This window comes from Microbacterium sp. NPDC028030 (assembly GCF_040637855.1).
GTDB lineage: Bacteria > Actinomycetota > Actinomycetes > Actinomycetales > Microbacteriaceae > Microbacterium.
This window is the reverse complement of the sequence record NZ_JBEZXF010000001.1, coordinates 1,688,986-1,704,658: the sequence shown is the minus strand read 5'-3', so window position 1 is coordinate 1,704,658 and position 15,673 is coordinate 1,688,986. Positions and strand designations below refer to the sequence as shown.

Below are 15,673 nucleotides of genomic sequence, written 5' to 3'. Positions count from 1 at the left end.
GTTCGCGCTCCCCAGGCCCTGAGCCCGCCTCGACTTACCCATAGAATGGATGCGGATATCCCGCCGGACCTCAGGAGGACCCGTGAAATCGCGCCTTGTTGCGTCTGCAGCCCTCAGCGCCATCGTTCTGCTCGGCGCGACAGGGTGCACCTTCATCACCCCGCAGTCGACGAAGACGGAGTACGCGGCATCAGACGGCGTGAACATCTCCGATGCGGATGGTCCGATCGACGTGCGAAACGCCCTCATCATCGCGAACGAAGACGGCACGATCGGCAACTTCATCGCCGGGATCGTGAACCCCACCGACGAGAGCGCCACCCTCACGGTCGCGCTCGCGGGCAGCGAGCCGTTCAGCATCACCGTGCCGGGCAACGGCACCGTGAGCCTCGGCGCCGACGAGGAGCCGCTGCGGATCCTCGACCTCGACACGAAGCCCGGTGCGACCGTCGAGATGCACTTCCAGTCCGGCGACTCCACCGGCGTCAAGGCCGAGGTCCCGGTCCTCGACGGCTCGCTCCCCTACTACTCCGACCTCGTGCCTTCGGAATCAGTGCGCACGCCGTCCCCGACGCCGACTCCGACTGACACGGCAGCTCCCGCGCCCGCCGAGTGATCGCTCGCTGACGCAGGAAGGAGGCCGGCACCCCTCGGGGCGCCGGCCTCTTTCCTGTCAGCCCTCGAACCGGTATCCCAGGCCGCGGACGGTGACGAGCATGACCGGCTCGCCGGGGTTCTCCTCGATGCGCGACCGGATGCGCTTGATGTGCACGTCGAGCGTCTTGGTGTCGCCGAAGTAGTCGCTTCCCCACACCCGATCGATGAGCTGACCGCGGGTGAGCACTCGCCCCGAGTTGCGCATCAGGACCTCGAGCAGCTCGAACTCCTTGAGCGGCATGTTGATCTGGGCACCCGCGACCGAGACCGTGTGCCGGTCGATGTCGAGTGAGACCCGGCCGCCCTCGAGCACGCGCTCGTCGAGCTCGCTGTCGGCCTGCACCACCCTGCGGAGCACCGCGCGCATCCGGGCGAGCAGCTCCCGAGAGGAGTACGGCTTCGTGATGTAGTCATCGGCTCCGAGCTCGAGGCCCACGACGATGTCGACCTCGGAGTCCTTGGCCGTGAGCATGATGATGGGCACCGCGGATGTCGACCGGATCTGCCGGCACACCTCGGTGCCCGGCATCCCCGGCAGCATCAGGTCGAGCAGCACGATGTCGGCGCCGCGCTCCCGGAACGCTGTGAGCGCGCCGGGGCCGTCCTCTGCGATCTCCACCTCGTACCCCTCTCGGCGCAGCAGATACGCGAGCGGGTCGGCGAGGTCGGGCTCGTCTTCGACGAGAAGGATTCGGGTCATGCTCTCTCTCCGTTTCGAACGCGCGCTGAGGCCTTGGCCGCCTTGCGTGCGCGCTTCTTCTTGCTCTTCTTGCCCGCATCGCCGTACTCGGGCGCATCGATGCGAGGAAGCCGGACCGTGAAGGTGGACCCGCGCCCTGGCCGGGACCACAGTCGCACCTCGCCACCGTGACGCTGCGTGGCGTGCTTGACGATGGACAGTCCCAGTCCCGTGCCGCCCGTACGCCTCGAACGGGCTTCGTCCGCCCGGTAGAAGCGTTCGAAGATCCGCTCCCGATCGGCCTCCGCGATGCCGATGCCCTGGTCGGACACCGCGATCTCGACCACACCGTCCTCCGCGCGCACCCCCACGCCGACACGCGATCCGCGCGGCGAGTAGACGATGGCGTTGGCTATCAGGTTGCCGACCGCCTCGATCAGGATCTGCGCGTCGCCGCGCACCCAGACACCGCGATCTCCGCCCCTGGCGAGTTCGACGCCCGCGGAATCCGCCTGCACGACGTGCGCCTCGATGGAGGAGGCGATGACCTCGTCGATGGCGACGGGGCCGACCTTCGTCAGGCCGTCCTCCGCCTGGAGCCGCGAGAGGCTCATGATGCGGCCCGTCAGCTGGCCGAGGCGCCCCGCCTCCGCCGAGATCCGCGCCGCGAAGATCCGCACCTGGGCCGGATCATCCGCGGCGGACTCGATGGCCTCCGCGAGCAGGCTCACCGCGCCCACCGGCGTCTTCAACTCATGGCTCGTGTTGGCCACGAAGTCACGACGCATCTGGTCGAGCCGCTCCTGCTCGGTGACGTCGCGGATGATGAGCAGCACGAACCGGGCACCGATGGCGCTGGCGCGGGCGGAGACGAGCCGAGGGTCAAGGCTCAGACCGCCCCGGGTGATCCGCATCGACTCCGTGGCGGTGCCGCCGTCAGCCCTGACCCCGCGGACGAGCTGGCGGAGCTCCGGGTTGTCGAGCGTTGACCCGACCTCGATACCGAACCGGCTCGCGGCCTGCGACGCGGCGAGCACGAGCCCGGAGGAATCGACCACGCCCGCTGCATCGTCCATGCTGTGCAGGACGTCGGTGATACCCGCCGGAATCGCCAGCGATGTCTCCTCCTGCACTCGTGCCCGAGCGCGATAGGCCCACACCACGAGCAGCGAGAGGCCGACGCCGATGATCAGCCCGATGGCGAGCGAAGACAGCGCGAGCTGCGGCAAGGTCATGTCATAAGCGTAGAGTGCGTTCACCGTCCGTCCGGCGGGTTTCCGCGCCCTGGCGGGAACCGGAGAAGTACTATTCACGTGCTGGGCACCGTTCGTTAATCTTCGAAGCAGACAATCGCTTCGGGCCTGTGCGGGTGCACAGACCTGCTCTCGTGCGGACGACCCGCCGTCTCGCGCTGACGACACAGCCGAGTTCCGAATGAAAGGTTGCGCCCCAACATGCGCGAAGTCTTCCACCAGTCCCTCGAGGACCTCCAGTCCCGCCTCGTCGAGATCGCCGACCTCGTCACGGTCTCGATCGACAAGGCGACCAGAGCCTTCGCGACCAGCGACGTCGCCCTTGCCGAGGAGGTCATCGCCGACGACGCCAAGATCGACGAACTGGCCGTCGCCCTCGACGAGCAGGCCATCGAGATCCTCGCCCGCCAGCAGCCGGTCGCCCGCGATCTGCGCATCGTCGTGACGGCGCTGCGGGTGAGCGCCTCGCTCGAGCGCATGGGCGACATGTCGGAGCACATCGCTCAGCTCGCCCGCCTCCGCTTCCCCGAGCGCGCCATCCCGAAGGGCCTCAAGGGCACGTTCGTGAAGATGGGCGAACTCGACGTCGAGGTGGCTCGCACGCTCTCCGAGCTGCTGCGCACGCAGGACCTGCGTTTCGCGGATGCGATCCGCAATGCGGACGACGACGTCGACGAGCTGCACGCCACGGTGTTCGAGAAGGTGCTCAGCGACAACTGGAAGGGCGAGGCGACGGCGACCGTCGATGCCACGCTCGCCAGCCGCTACCACGAGCGCTTCGCCGACCACGCGGTCGCCGTCGCGAAGAAGGTCGTCTACCTCGCCACGGGCGACTGGGCGGTCGAGGAGGAGGACATCCCCCTCGCCGTGGAGCAGCAGGGACTGGAACAGCAGGAGTTCGGTCACGCCTGACGCGCGCGGCGCGAACCAGGAAGCCCCCGATGCCTTCGCATCGGGGGCTTCCTCGTTTCGGAGACGACCTACTTCTTGCCCTGCGCGGCCACGGCGGCGGCACCGGCGGCGGCGGCTTCAGGGTCGAGGTAGCGACCGGGACCGGTGGGGACGTTGTTCTCGTCCAGTTCGTAGACCAGCGGGATCCCCGTGGGGATGTTGAGCTCGGCGATGTCGTCGTCGCTGATCCCCTCGAGGTGCTTCACGAGACCGCGCAGCGAGTTGCCGTGCGCCGTGACGAGGACGGTCTTGCCCGCCTCGAGGTCGGGGACGATCGCGCTCTCCCAGTACGGAAGAAGGCGATCGATGACGAGCTTGAGCGACTCGGTGCGGGGAACCTCGCCATCGATGTCCGCATAACGGATGTCGTTCACCTGGCTGAACTCGCTGTCGTCGTCGAGCACGGGCGGCGGCACGTCGAACGAGCGGCGCCACAGCTGGAACTGCTCCGGTCCGAACTCCTCCAGCGTCTGCGCCTTGTCCTTGCCCTGCAGCGCACCGTAGTGCCGCTCGTTGAGCCGCCAGGAGCGGGTGACGGGGATCCACAGGCGGTCGGCGGCATCCAGGGCGATGTTCGCGGTCTGGATCGCACGGCTCAGCAGCGACGTGTGCAGCACATCGGGGAGGATGCCGGACTCGGCCAGCAGCTCTCCGCCGCGACGCGCCTCCTTCTCGCCCTGCTCGTTGAGGCGGACATCCACCCAGCCGGTGAAGAGGTTGAGCTCGTTCCACTCGCTTCGGCCGTGGCGGAGCAGGATGAGGGTACGCGTCGCAGTCATGCCGCCAGTTTATCCGCGCACGGACCGGTGACCGAGCCGGATGCTGGGAGGATGGAGACATGGCGTCATCTCCCCTCGGTCGGCCGACCCGCGGCACGACGGGGACGAACCGACTGCGGCGCAACGATCGCTGGATCGCGGCGAGCGACGCCCTGCGACGCGCGTCCGACCCGCTGGTCGTCGACCTCGGCTACGGCGCGAGCGGCGTCACCGTTTTCGAGCTCGCGACTCGACTCGTGCGAGTGCGGGATGACGTCGAGGTGCACGGCCTCGAGATCGACCCCGCACGGGTGGCCACCGCCGACGCGCAGTTGGCCGAGGTGCGGGCCGGACGCACGCCGTTCGCACCAGACCTCCCGGTGTCGTTCGCCCGCGGCGGGTTCGAGGTACCGCTTCCCGCCGGACGCGCTGCCGCGGTCATCCGCGCCATGAACGTGCTGCGGCAGTACGACGAGCAGGATGTGTCCGACGCCTGGTCCCGCATGGCAGGCAGACTCGCACCCGGCGGCCTCCTGTTCGAGGGGACGTGCGACGAGATCGGCCGCGTCTCGAGCTGGGTCGACGTCGACGCGCAGGCCGTCCCCCGGCGTTTCACGATCTCCCTGCGGCTCGCCGACCTCGAACGGCCCAGCATCGTCGCGGAGCGCCTGCCGAAGGCGCTGATCCATCGCAACGTGACCGGCGAGCGGATACACACCTTGCTCGTGGATCTCGATCGCGAATGGGACCGAGCGGCGCCGCTGTCGACGTTCGGGGCGACCCAGCGGTTTCTCGCAGCCGTGACCGCCCTGCGCGATCAGGGGTGGCCGGTGCGCGGCGGGCGGAGTCGCTGGCGTCTGGGCGAACTCACGCTGCCCTGGGAAGCGGTCGCTCCCCGCTCCGTCTGACCTCAGCCGACGCCGGAGCTGCGCGGATCGGGTGCGGAGGGGCGCCGCGAGAGCCTGGTCAGGCGCGGGATGTCCGCCGTGGCTCCCGCATCCGCGGGGACGATGACCTGCTGGGACGCCGCGATGTCGACGCCATCGGACCGCACCACCAGATCGCCGACCGGCGCGCGCCGCGACAGGATCGCCAGAGCGATGGGGCCGTCTTCGTGGTGACGGGCCACCGAGGTGAGGCGACCCACCTCTTCGTCACCCGCGAACACCGGGTCACCCGGCTGCGGGAGCACGGCATCGCTCCCGTCGAGATGGAGGGCGGCGAGGCGACGCGGCGGATGCCCGAGGTTGTGCACCTTGGCGACGGTCTCCTGCCCGCGGTAGCACCCCTTGTTCAGATGAACCGCGCTGCGGATCCAGTCCGACTCATGAGGGAGCGAGCGATCATCGACCTCGGCGGCCCAGCGCGGACGCCACGCGGCGATCCGCAGCGCCTCGGCGGCGAGGATCCCGGCGAGGGCATCGCGATCGAGTGCCGCCGCCAGGTCTTCGGCCCCCGCAGCGGTCAGCACCGCGACGCGCCAGGCGTAGTCGGCACCGGGGTGCTCGGCGACCTCGGAGTACTGGTGTCCTCCGGCGCTGATCCGCTGCCACGGATCCGCCCACACGAGGGGCACGCCGTTCGGGGCGAATGCGGCTGCGGACGCCGTCGCTGCGATCGAGCCGGCGTCCAGGAAGCCGACCAGCTCGAGGTCGGCGCGCACATCGACCGTCGCCTGCGCACGGAACTTCATGCGGGTCAGCCACGCGGCGAGCGCCTCGGCGTCTCCCGCATCGGCGATGAGCCAGGTCGATGCGCCATCGTCGAACACACCGGCGGCGTGCTCGACGCGTCCCTGCGGATCGAGCACCAGCAGCTCGGTGCTCTCCCCCGGTGCGAGGCGCCCGACGGCCTGCGAGGTGATCGAGTCGAGCCAGGTCAACCGCTCTGGGCCGGCGACCTCGATCACGGTGCGGTCGCCCAAGGGTGCGAGCGCCGCACCATCGGCGAGACGGCGCTGCTCGCGGAAGGCGTCGCCGAAATGCGCGATGACCTCGCCGTCGGAGATCGCGCCGCTCAGGCCGCCGAAACCGCGCACGTCACACCTTCGCGAGTCGGGCAGACGCGTGCGAGCGCAGCGGGGTGCCGAGCGCGGCGATGTCCCACGCCCACAGCAGATGCCCGTCGACGAGTCCGTACATCCGCGACGACGCGGTGTGCACCTTCGCCCCAGCACTGCGCACGACGGCATCGGAGCCGATGTCGATGCGGGGGCCGTTGATCTCGCCGATGTAGAGCTCGAGAGCGCCGTCGGCATGCGCGAGGGACACCTCGATCGGGAAGCCGCCGCTCGGCGCGCGCAGGGTCTCGACGTCGTCGACGGTGCGTCGGACGGGCGGCGCGGTCGGCGGGAGGAGTGCCGGTCCGGCATCCGCGGCCGTCGCCGGGCGGGCGAGTCGCCAGAAGCCCGTCTCGGCGAGCAGTGCAGTGGCCGGGGCGCCGTCCTCGGAGAGGAACGTGGCCGTGCCCGAATAGTTCAGGAAGGGCCCGCCGTCGTGGCTGAAGCTGACCCGGTGCGTGAACTCGCCCTGCAGACGTTCGTCACCGACGGGATAGTCGATGACTCCGGTCCCCTCCCACACGCCGATCAACCACGCGAAGGGCGCGAGGTCGGCGGGGAGGTCGGTGGGAAGTTCGATCACGATCGCGTCAGCGCTGGCCGCGGAAGAGGTTGCGGAGCACCACTGCCGAGACGAAAACGATAGCGAGGCTCGCGAGGCCCAGCAGGCCGATGAAGAAGATTTCGAGCGCCATGAGGTCCATGCGATCCACCTTACCGCGCCGCGCCGAGGTCAGGTCGGGATCAGTGCGGCGACGCCGAACCCGACGGAGATGACGCCCATCAGCAGCAGGGCGCCGACGACACTGCTCGCCACGCGGAAGATGAATCCCTGCGTACGTCCGTACCAGAGCTGCACGGCGAAGGACAGCAGCACGACGCCGCCGAATCCGACCAGCATCCACGGGACGCGCCACTCCTCAGGCACGAAGATCCCGATCGCCACGGTCGTGACGAACGCCGCCGCCCACACGACGATCACACCGACGAACGCGTTGCGCGGTGCGAGTGCTGGTTCCGTCATGACACCATTGTTGCGCATCCGCTCCCGGTATCATGGCGGCACGGCGTCGATCCCACGTCGGTGAGGAGTGCGCGTGGCCCTGGTCCTGGTTCTGACCAATGCTCCGCTCTCGGAGCAGGTCCTGCCCGCTCTGGAGCTGCTGAGCCATAAGGCGCGCCAGATTCCGGCTGAGCCTGCGCAACTGGTCAACGCCCCCGACTACGACGTCGTCATGGTCGACGGACGCCACGACCTGGTCGCGGCGAAGTCGCTGTGCCGTCTTCTGCGCGCGACCGGTCAGGATGCACCGCTGCTGCTCGTGGTCACCGAGGGCGGGATGAGCGCCCTCTCCGGCGACTGGGGGATCGACGACGTGCTGCTCGTGACCGCGGGGCCGGCCGAGATCGACGCACGCCTCCGGCTGGCGCTGGCTCGACGCGACGAGGTCGCCGAGCCCGCACGCGTGCAGGCATCCGGCGTCACGATCGACGAGCAGTCCTACTCCGCGAAGCTGCGTGGCAGGCCGTTGGACCTCACGTACAAGGAGTTCCAACTGCTGCACTTCCTCGCCACCCACCCTTCTCGCGTGTTCACGCGGGAACAGTTGCTGAGCGAGGTCTGGGGCTACGACTACTTCGGCGGCACGCGCACGGTCGATGTGCATGTACGACGGCTCAGGGCGAAGCTCGGCGACCAGGAGCAGATCATCGGCACCGTGCGCAATGTCGGCTACCGCTTCAACGTCAACGAGGACGACAGCGTCGTCGCGGCCCGGTGACAGGGAGCGCTCGTTCACACGGGCGTCACCTGGCGGTGCTTAGATGTACCCCATGATCGATCCCGCACTCGCCGACGCCGGCCTCGGTGACGCCGAAGACGACGACTTCGACGCCATCGAGTCGCCCGACTCCCAGCTTCCCGACCATCGCTACCTGGACCGCGAGCTGAGCTGGCTCGCGTTCAACCAGCGCGTGCTGGAGCTCGCCGAGGATCCGTCGCTGCCCGAGCTCGAGCGGGCGAACTTCCTGGCAATCTTCGCCAGCAACCTCGACGAGTTCTTCATGGTGCGCGTCGCCGGGCTCAAGCGGCGCATCATGACGGGTCTCGCCGTCCCGACGAACATCGGCCGCTCTCCGGTCGACGCGCTCGCCGACATCTCCCGCGAGGCGCACGCCCTCCAGCTGCGCCATGCCGATGCATGGAACTCGCTCGTGCGACCTGCGCTGGCGGAGTCCGGCATCGAGATCGCGGACTGGTCCGAGTTGACCGACGACGAGCGCACCGACCTCTCGGAGTACTTCGCCGCGCAGGTCTTCCCCGTGCTGATGCCGCTCGCGGTCGACCCGGCCCACCCCTTCCCGTACATCTCCGGCCTGTCGCTGAACCTCGCGATCCGCATCCGCAACGCCCGCACCGGCCGACAGGAGTTCGCGCGCCTCAAGGTGCCGCCCATGCTCCCCCGTTTCGTGGAGGTTCCCGGAGGCGGCGAGATCAAGCGCTTCCTCCGCCTCGAGGAACTCATCGCGAACCACCTCGGCGATCTGTTCCCCGGCATGGAGGTCCTCGACCACCACGCGTTCCGCCTCACCCGGAACGAAGACGTCGAGATCGAGGAGGACGAGAGCGAGAACCTGATCCAGGCGCTCGAGGCCGAACTGCTGCGTCGCCGCTTCGGTCCGCCGATCCGCCTCGAGATCACCGACGACATGGACGATGTCACGATGGATCTCCTGGTCCGCGAACTCGACATCACCGACCTCGAGGTCTACCGCCTCCCTGGGCCGCTCGACCTCCGCGGCCTGTTCGACCTGTCGCGCATCGACCGACCCGACCTGCGCTACCCGCCGCATCTGCCGACGACCGCCGTCGCGTTCCAGCCGGCGGGGTCGAGCAACCGCGCCGACATCTTCAAGGCCATCCGCAAGTCCGACGTGCTCGTGCACCACCCGTACGAGTCGTTCACGACCAGCGTGCAGGCGTTCCTCGAACAGGCTGCACGCGACCCGCACGTGCTCGCGATCAAGCAGACCCTGTACCGCACCTCGGGAGACAGCCCCGTCGTGCAGGCACTGATCGATGCCGCCGAGGCCGGAAAGCAGGTGCTCGCCCTCGTCGAGGTGAAGGCCCGGTTCGACGAGGCCAACAACATCGTCTGGGCACGCAAGCTCGAGAAGGCGGGCGTGCACGTGGTCTACGGCCTGGTCGGATTGAAGACGCACTGCAAGCTCGCCCTCGTCATCCGCGAGGAAGACGGGATGCTGCGCCACTACTCGCACGTCGGCACCGGCAACTACAACCCCAAGACCAGCCGGATCTACGAGGACTTCGGGCTGTTCACCGCCGACGCGCAGGTCGGCAAAGACCTGACGCGACTGTTCAACGAACTCAGCGGCTACGCGATCGAGAAGAAGTTCAAGCGGCTTCTCGTCGCCCCGCTCCACCTCCGCAAGGGACTCATCCGGCAGATCGACGCCGAACGCAAGAACGCGGAGGCCGGGACCCCCGCACACATCCGCATCAAGGTGAACTCGATGGTCGATGAGGAGATCATCGACGCGCTCTACCGCGCCAGTGCGGCCGGAGTGAAGGTCGACGTCTGGGTCCGCGGCATCTGCAGCCTGCGCACCGACCTGGAGGGCATCAGCGACAACATCACCGTGCGCAGCATCCTCGGCCGCTACCTCGAGCACTCGCGCATCTTCGCCTTCGACAACGGCGGCGACCCGCAGGTGTACATCGGCAGCGCCGACATGATGCACCGCAACCTCGACCGTCGCGTCGAGGCGCTTGTGCGCGTCACCGACCCCGCTCACCTCAAGGAGCTGCAGACGTTCTTCGACCTGGCCATGGATGCAGGAACCACCTCGTGGCACCTCGGCGCCGGTGGCGTGTGGGAACGCCACGCCGTCGATGCCGAGGGAAAGCCCCTGGTCGACCTGCAGGATAAGACCATGGGGTTGATCCAACGGCGCCGTCGCGCGCGGGCGGTGCGATGACCGGGCGGCAGCTGCAGCTCCCGCCTGACGCCGCGACGACGTCGAAGTGGGCGGAGAAGGCCGTGTACGCCGCGGGTGCCGTGGTCTGGCGCATCGTCGACGGCAAGCTCCGTATCCTCCTGATCCACCGCACGAAGTATCGCGACGTCACGCTGCCCAAGGGCAAGGTGGACCCCGGCGAGATGCTCGCCGAGACGGCCGTGCGCGAGGTGCACGAGGAGACCGGCATCCGGGTCTCGCTCGGCGTTCCGGTCGGCGTGAGCCGGTATCACCTGGCGTCGCAGAAGCAGAAGATCGTGCACTACTGGGCGGCCGAGGCGACGGAGGACGCGATCCGCGCCTCGACGTTCGTGCCCAATCGCGAGATCGCGGCGGTCGAATGGGTCAGTGTCAAGAAGGCCCGTTCGCGTCTGAGCTACCCGGTGGATCTCGAGATCCTGGACTTCTTCTCGAACCTCGTGGACGACGGTGTGCTGCGCACTTTCCCCGTGATCGCACTCCGCCATGCCAAAGCGCTCTCGCGGTCGAACTGGGACCGTGCGGATGCGGCGCGTCCGCTGACCGAGCGCGGACGCACGCAGGCGAAGTCCATCGTCGGACCGCTGCGTGCCTTCGGCGTGCGCAAGATCGTGACCAGCGACGCCGTCCGCTGCGTCGAGACCGTCACCCCGCTGGCCAAGGCGCTCGATCGCAAACCCGTCAAGACGGAGAAGATCAGTCAGGATGCGTGGGAGGACGGCACCGCCGATCTCCGCGCGGTCGTCGGTCGGCGCGTGCGCTCCGGGAAGCCGGCTGTGCTGTGCAGCCACGGTCCTGTGCTCCCCGGTCTGCTGTCGGAGATCGCTCTGGCCACCGGCACCCTCCACGGGTCATACCTCGGCAGCGCGGCGGACCTCGAACCCGCCGCCTTCTCGGTCGTGCACCTGTCGGCCACGAATCCCGGTTCGGGCATCATCGCGATCGAGACGCATATCCCCAAGGTCTGACGACCCCCGGATTCTCGCGGAAGCACCCCAGAGAGTCGCTCGTCGTTCACCTGCCGTTCACCTGCTCGGGAGAGTCTCGTTAACCGTCGCCCATAGCGTCACTGTGTGCCCTGCACCGGGCCCCACCCATCCAAGATCGAAGGATCCACAGTGAAGATCTCCCGAATCGCACGAATCGGCGCCATCGGCGCCGTCGCCGCTCTCGCACTCGCCGGCTGTGCCGCGAACGAAGGCGGCACCGGCGGCTCCACCGACGAGCCCACGGAGTCCACTCTCTCCGGCACCATCGACGCGACCGGCGCGTCGTCGCAGGCCGCCGCCCAGGAGGCCTGGGTCGCCGCATTCCAGACCGCCAACCCCGACGTGACCGTCAACTACGAGCCCACCGGCTCGGGCACGGGCCGCGAGAACTTCCTCGAGGGCGGCAGCAACTTCATCGGCTCCGACCGCGCGTTCAACGACGAGGAGATCGCCGCCGGAGGCTTCGGCGCCTGCACGACCGACGACATCGTCGAGGTTCCCCTCTACATCTCCCCCGTCGCCGTCGCGTTCAACCTCGAGGGCGTCGACTCGCTGAACCTCGACGCCGCCACGATCGCGGGCATCTTCGCCGGCACCATCACCAACTGGAACGCTCCCGAGATCGCTGCGCTGAACGACGGCGTCGAGCTGCCTGATCTGGCGATCTCGCCGGTGCACCGCTCCGACCCCTCGGGCACGCAGGAGACCTTCACCAAGTACCTCAACGCGACCGCAGGCGACATCTGGACGTACGAGCCCGCCGACGTCTGGCCGATCCAGGGTGGCGAAGCCGCGCAGGGAACGTCGGGCGTGAAGCAGGCCATCACGGCCGGCAACGGCGCCATCGGCTTCCTCGACGCGTCGCAGGCCGACGGCCTCGGCCAGGTCGCGGTCGGAGTCGGCGACGAGTTCGTCCCCTACTCCGCAGAAGCCGCGTCGAAGCTGGTCGAGAACTCGCCCCTGGCCGAGGGCCGCGGTGAAGCCGACCTCGTCTTCGACGTCGACCCGTCCGCCGCCGCCGACGGCGCCTACCCGATCGCCCTGGTCAGCTACCTCATCGGTTGCGAGCAGTACGAGGACAGCAACGTCGCAGAGCTCGTGAAGGAGTACTTCTCCTACATCGCGAGCGCCGAGGGCCAGGACGCCGCAGCGGAGAACGCCGGCAGCGCCCCGATCTCGGACGGCCTGCGCGAGCAGGTGCTGGCCGCGATCGACCTGATCCAGGTCGGCTGATCCAGCCGATCGACTGACACGGTGCCCCCGCGTCCCGACGGGGCGCGGGGGCACCTCCCGGTCAGCATCCGTTCCATCTCCATCCGGCCCGAAACAGGGAGATCATGAGCACGACCGCGCAGGCGCCCGCACCGGCACCCACCAAGGCGCCGCCCGCGCCGATAAAGGCCAAACAGCGACTAGGCGACCGCGTGTTCTCCGGTACCGCCCTCGCGGCGGGGATCATCATCCTCATCGTTCTCGCGCTGGTCGCCGCCTTCCTCTTCATCCAGAGCCTCCCGGCATTCGAGCTCGACACCAGCGACAACCACATCCTCAAGGGCGAGTCGTTCTGGGTGTACGTCTGGCCGCTCGTGTTCGGCACGCTCTGGGCGTCGTTCATCGCACTGCTCATCGCCGCACCGATCGCCATCGGCATCGCCCTGTTCATCTCGCACTACGCGCACCGGCGCCTGGCAGCCTTCCTCGGGTACATCATCGACCTGCTCGCGGCTGTCCCGTCCGTGGTCTTCGGCCTCTGGGGCGGTCTCGTGCTCGCCCCCCTCCTGCAGCCGATCTACGCGTGGCTGAACACGAACGCCTCCTGGGTGCCGTTCTTCGGCGGACAGGTCTCCTCCACCGGCAAGACGATCCTCACCGCAGCACTCGTGCTCGCCGTGATGTGCATCCCGATCATGACGGCGATCTGCCGCGAGGTCTTCCTGCAGACGCCGAAACTCCACGAGGAAGCGGCCCTCGCCCTCGGCTCCACCCGCTGGGAGATGGTCCGCATGGCCGTGCTCCCGTTCGCACGCGGCGGCATGGTCTCGGCGGCGATGCTGGCACTCGGCCGCGCTCTCGGCGAGACGATGGCCGTGACCATGGTGCTCTCCCCTTCCGCCGTCGTCAGCTTCCTTGTCCTCACCGCCACCAACCCCACGCCGATCCCCGCGAACATCGCCCTCGCCTTCCCCGAAGCGCACGGGACCGGAGTGAACACGCTGATCGCGACCGGCCTCATCCTCTTCGTCGTGACCTTCGCGGTCAATGCGGTGGCGCGCTGGATCGTCGCCCGCCGCGCCGAATTCTCGGGAGCGAACTGACATGACCACCCTCACCACCGCTCCCGCCGCGGCCGGCACCGTCTCGCTCACCTCCGGCAAGCTGCCGAAATGGGCGCCCTGGGCACTTCTCGCCGGATCGTTCGCCATCTCCGCCGCGATCTTCGCCGTCGCGGCCGCCGGTTCCAGCCTGGCCGACTTCAACATCGTCGGAACGGCGATCGTCGGCATCCTTCTCTACATGGTGATCATCACCGTCATCTCCTCGATCGCGGAGAGCCGGCGCAAGGCGGTCGACCGGCTGATGACGGCACTCGTCGCGACCGCGTTCCTTATCGCGCTGCTGCCCCTCGTGTCGCTGCTCTGGACGGTGGTGGCGAACGGCATCGAGCGTTTCGACCTCGAGTTCTTCAGCTATTCGATGCGCAACGTGGTCGGTGATGGCGGCGGCATCGTCCACGCCATCTGGGGCACGGTGCTGATCACCCTCACCGCCACGGTCATCTCCGTGCCGATCGGGCTGATGACATCGATCTACCTCGTGGAGTACGGTCGCGGGAAGATCGCGAAGGCGATCACCTTCTTCGTCGACGTGATGACCGGCATTCCGTCGATCGTCGCGGGTCTGTTCATCTACGCCGTCTTCGCGCTGCTCATCCGCCCCGGCATCTCCATGGGGTTCATGGGCGCCCTCGCTCTCGCCGTGCTGATGACGCCCGTCGTCGTGCGCGGCAGCGAGGAGCTGCTGCGCATCGTCCCCAACGAACTCCGGGAGGCCTCGTACGCGCTCGGCGTTCCGAAGTGGCTGACGATCCTGAAGGTGGTCCTGCCGACCTCGATCGCCGGCATCATGACCTCGATCATGCTGGCGATCTCCCGCGTGATCGGCGAGACCGCTCCGCTGCTGCTCACCGCCGGTTTCACTCAGAGCCTCAACACGAACATCTTCAACGGACAGATGATGACCCTGCCCGTGTTCGCCTACAACCAGTACATGAACCAGGGGACGAACCCGGATGCGTCCATCGCACGCGCCTGGGCTGCAGCCCTCACCCTCATCCTCATCGTCATGGTGCTGAACCTCCTCGCCCGTCTCATCGCGAAGCTGTTCGCCCCCAAGGTCTCCGGCCGCTGAGCGCCCGACCACTCAGAATAGGAATCACGTGTCCAAGAGCATCGAAGTCAACGACCTGAACGTCTACTACAGCGACTTCCTCGCTGTGGAGGGCGTCTCCCTCGACATCCAGCCGCGCAGCGTCACGGCCTTCATCGGCCCCTCCGGCTGCGGCAAGTCCACGTTCCTGCGCACCCTCAACCGCATGCACGAGGTCATCCCGGGAGCCCGCGTCGAGGGTGAGGTGCTCCTCGACGGCAAGGACCTCTACGGCCCTGGCGTGGACCCGGTGCTCGTGCGGCGCCAGGTGGGCATGGTCTTCCAGCGCCCGAACCCGTTCCCCACGATGTCCATCAAGGAGAACGTGCTCGCCGGAGTCAAGCTCAACAACAGCCGCATGTCGAAGAGTGACCAGGACGACCTCGTCGAGAAGTCGCTCACCGGGGCGAACCTGTGGAACGAGGTCAAGGACCGTCTCGACCGTCCAGGCTCCGGACTCTCCGGCGGCCAGCAGCAGCGTCTGTGCATCGCCCGCGCCATCGCCGTGTCGCCGGAGGTGCTGCTGATGGATGAGCCCTGCTCGGCCCTCGACCCCATCTCGACCTACGCCATCGAGGAGCTGATCGGGGAGCTCAAGAACGAGTTCACGATCGTGATCGTCACGCACAACATGCAGCAGGCGAGCCGCGTCTCCGACAAGACCGCGTTCTTCAACATCGCCGGCACCGGAAAGCCCGGCAAGCTCATCGAGTACGACGACACCACCAGCATCTTCACGACGCCCAGCGTCCAGGCCACGGAGGACTACGTCTCCGGACGCTTCGGGTGACCACGGCACTGTGAGCGGCGTCCCTTGCGGAAGGCCGCGCAGCCTCCGCCGCGCTGGCGCGGATCGTTAGGCTGGAAGGAACGCACGTGCCGGA

16 protein-coding genes are annotated in these 15,673 nt (G+C 68.2%); 10 read left to right on the top strand and 6 right to left on the bottom strand.

The window, feature by feature from the left end; genetic code table 11:
- Positions 1 to 82 precede the first annotated feature (82 nt).
- Complete coding sequence (locus tag AB0E56_RS08490) at positions 83 to 616, top strand: DNA modification methylase (protein ID WP_359798155.1); 534 nt, start codon at positions 83 to 85, stop codon at positions 614 to 616.
- Between the two features lie 57 nt (positions 617 to 673).
- Here the strand turns inward: AB0E56_RS08490 and AB0E56_RS08485 are convergent, their stop codons facing one another.
- Both AB0E56_RS08485 and AB0E56_RS08480 read right to left on the bottom strand, forming a co-directional pair.
- Positions 674 to 1,357, bottom strand: coding sequence for a response regulator transcription factor (locus tag AB0E56_RS08485; protein ID WP_183150659.1), 684 nt, complete (start codon positions 1,355 to 1,357; stop codon positions 674 to 676).
- A complete protein-coding gene (locus AB0E56_RS08480; protein ID WP_359798154.1) occupies positions 1,354 to 2,571 on the bottom strand; it encodes an ATP-binding protein in 1,218 nt (405 codons plus the stop codon). The genes AB0E56_RS08485 and AB0E56_RS08480 overlap by 4 nt, the downstream gene beginning before the upstream one ends.
- 219 nt (positions 2,572 to 2,790) lie before the next feature.
- Between AB0E56_RS08480 and phoU the strand changes: the two genes are divergently transcribed.
- Positions 2,791 to 3,501: a phosphate signaling complex protein PhoU gene (gene phoU, locus AB0E56_RS08475; RefSeq protein WP_183150660.1), complete on the top strand. Its 711-nt coding sequence runs from the start codon at positions 2,791 to 2,793 to the stop codon at positions 3,499 to 3,501.
- Between the two features lie 68 nt (positions 3,502 to 3,569).
- On the opposite strand, the gene AB0E56_RS08470 is transcribed toward phoU, so the two are convergent.
- Positions 3,570 to 4,319 (bottom strand): phosphoglyceromutase, encoded by a 750-nt coding sequence (locus AB0E56_RS08470; protein WP_359798152.1) that lies wholly within the window; start codon positions 4,317 to 4,319, stop codon positions 3,570 to 3,572.
- A 59-nt stretch (positions 4,320 to 4,378) separates the two neighbouring features.
- Here AB0E56_RS08470 and AB0E56_RS08465 point away from each other — a divergent pair, with 59 nt between their 5' ends.
- Positions 4,379 to 5,206, top strand: coding sequence for a class I SAM-dependent methyltransferase (locus AB0E56_RS08465; protein WP_359798151.1), 828 nt, complete (start codon positions 4,379 to 4,381; stop codon positions 5,204 to 5,206).
- A gap of 2 nt (positions 5,207 to 5,208) precedes the next feature.
- Here AB0E56_RS08465 and AB0E56_RS08460 read toward each other — a convergent pair whose 3' ends face one another.
- From AB0E56_RS08460 to AB0E56_RS08450, 3 genes are all read right to left on the bottom strand, one after another.
- Entirely contained in the window at positions 5,209 to 6,336 is a 1,128-nt protein-coding gene (locus AB0E56_RS08460; RefSeq protein WP_359798149.1) for a folate-binding protein, read from the bottom strand.
- Position 6,337: 1 nt separating this feature from the next.
- Positions 6,338 to 6,940, bottom strand: a complete 603-nt coding sequence (locus AB0E56_RS08455; protein WP_359798148.1) for an FABP family protein — start codon at positions 6,938 to 6,940, stop codon at positions 6,338 to 6,340.
- Positions 6,941 to 7,090: 150 nt separating this feature from the next.
- Positions 7,091 to 7,381 (bottom strand): hypothetical protein, encoded by a 291-nt coding sequence (locus tag AB0E56_RS08450; RefSeq protein ID WP_359798146.1) that lies wholly within the window; start codon positions 7,379 to 7,381, stop codon positions 7,091 to 7,093.
- A gap of 73 nt (positions 7,382 to 7,454) precedes the next feature.
- On the opposite strand from AB0E56_RS08450, the gene AB0E56_RS08445 reads away from it, so the two are divergent.
- The 7 genes from AB0E56_RS08445 (at position 7,455) to pstB (ending at position 15,579) form a co-directional block, all read left to right on the top strand.
- Positions 7,455 to 8,138: a response regulator transcription factor gene (locus AB0E56_RS08445; protein WP_183150665.1), complete on the top strand. Its 684-nt coding sequence runs from the start codon at positions 7,455 to 7,457 to the stop codon at positions 8,136 to 8,138.
- 52 nt (positions 8,139 to 8,190) lie between these two features.
- The gene (locus tag AB0E56_RS08440) at positions 8,191 to 10,356 is read left to right on the top strand and encodes an RNA degradosome polyphosphate kinase (RefSeq protein ID WP_359798145.1); all 2,166 of its coding nucleotides are present in this window, start codon (positions 8,191 to 8,193) and stop codon (positions 10,354 to 10,356) included.
- A complete protein-coding gene (locus AB0E56_RS08435; protein WP_359798143.1) occupies positions 10,353 to 11,342 on the top strand; it encodes an NUDIX hydrolase in 990 nt (329 codons plus the stop codon). Before AB0E56_RS08440 ends, AB0E56_RS08435 begins: the two co-directional genes overlap by 4 nt.
- Before the next feature lie 150 nt (positions 11,343 to 11,492).
- Entirely contained in the window at positions 11,493 to 12,596 is a 1,104-nt protein-coding gene (locus AB0E56_RS08430; protein ID WP_359798142.1) for a phosphate ABC transporter substrate-binding protein PstS, read from the top strand.
- 104 nt (positions 12,597 to 12,700) lie between these two features.
- Complete coding sequence (gene pstC, locus AB0E56_RS08425) at positions 12,701 to 13,678, top strand: phosphate ABC transporter permease subunit PstC (protein ID WP_359798140.1); 978 nt, start codon at positions 12,701 to 12,703, stop codon at positions 13,676 to 13,678.
- A gap of 1 nt (position 13,679) precedes the next feature.
- Complete coding sequence (gene pstA / locus AB0E56_RS08420) at positions 13,680 to 14,771, top strand: phosphate ABC transporter permease PstA (protein WP_359798139.1); 1,092 nt, start codon at positions 13,680 to 13,682, stop codon at positions 14,769 to 14,771.
- 28 nt (positions 14,772 to 14,799) lie between these two features.
- Positions 14,800 to 15,579 (top strand): phosphate ABC transporter ATP-binding protein PstB, encoded by a 780-nt coding sequence (gene pstB, locus AB0E56_RS08415; RefSeq protein ID WP_359798138.1) that lies wholly within the window; start codon positions 14,800 to 14,802, stop codon positions 15,577 to 15,579.
- Positions 15,580 to 15,673 lie beyond the last annotated feature (94 nt).

Bases quoted from the DNA above. Each gene is read 5' to 3' on its own strand.
- AB0E56_RS08485 (WP_183150659.1), bottom strand. From the start codon at position 1,357: ATGACCCGAATCCTTCTCGTCGAAGACGAGCCCGACCTCGCCGACCCG.
- AB0E56_RS08480 (WP_359798154.1), bottom strand. From the start codon at position 2,571: ATGACCTTGCCGCAGCTCGCGCTGTCTTCGCTCGCCATCGGGCTGATC.
- phoU (WP_183150660.1), top strand. From the start codon at position 2,791: ATGCGCGAAGTCTTCCACCAGTCCCTCGAGGACCTCCAGTCCCGCCTC.
- AB0E56_RS08470 (WP_359798152.1), bottom strand. From the start codon at position 4,319: ATGACTGCGACGCGTACCCTCATCCTGCTCCGCCACGGCCGAAGCGAG.
- AB0E56_RS08465 (WP_359798151.1), top strand. From the start codon at position 4,379: ATGGCGTCATCTCCCCTCGGTCGGCCGACCCGCGGCACGACGGGGACG.
- AB0E56_RS08450 (WP_359798146.1), bottom strand. From the start codon at position 7,381: ATGACGGAACCAGCACTCGCACCGCGCAACGCGTTCGTCGGTGTGATC.
- AB0E56_RS08440 (WP_359798145.1), top strand. From the start codon at position 8,191: ATGATCGATCCCGCACTCGCCGACGCCGGCCTCGGTGACGCCGAAGAC.
- AB0E56_RS08435 (WP_359798143.1), top strand. From the start codon at position 10,353: ATGACCGGGCGGCAGCTGCAGCTCCCGCCTGACGCCGCGACGACGTCG.
- pstC (WP_359798140.1), top strand. From the start codon at position 12,701: ATGAGCACGACCGCGCAGGCGCCCGCACCGGCACCCACCAAGGCGCCG.
- pstA (WP_359798139.1), top strand. From the start codon at position 13,680: ATGACCACCCTCACCACCGCTCCCGCCGCGGCCGGCACCGTCTCGCTC.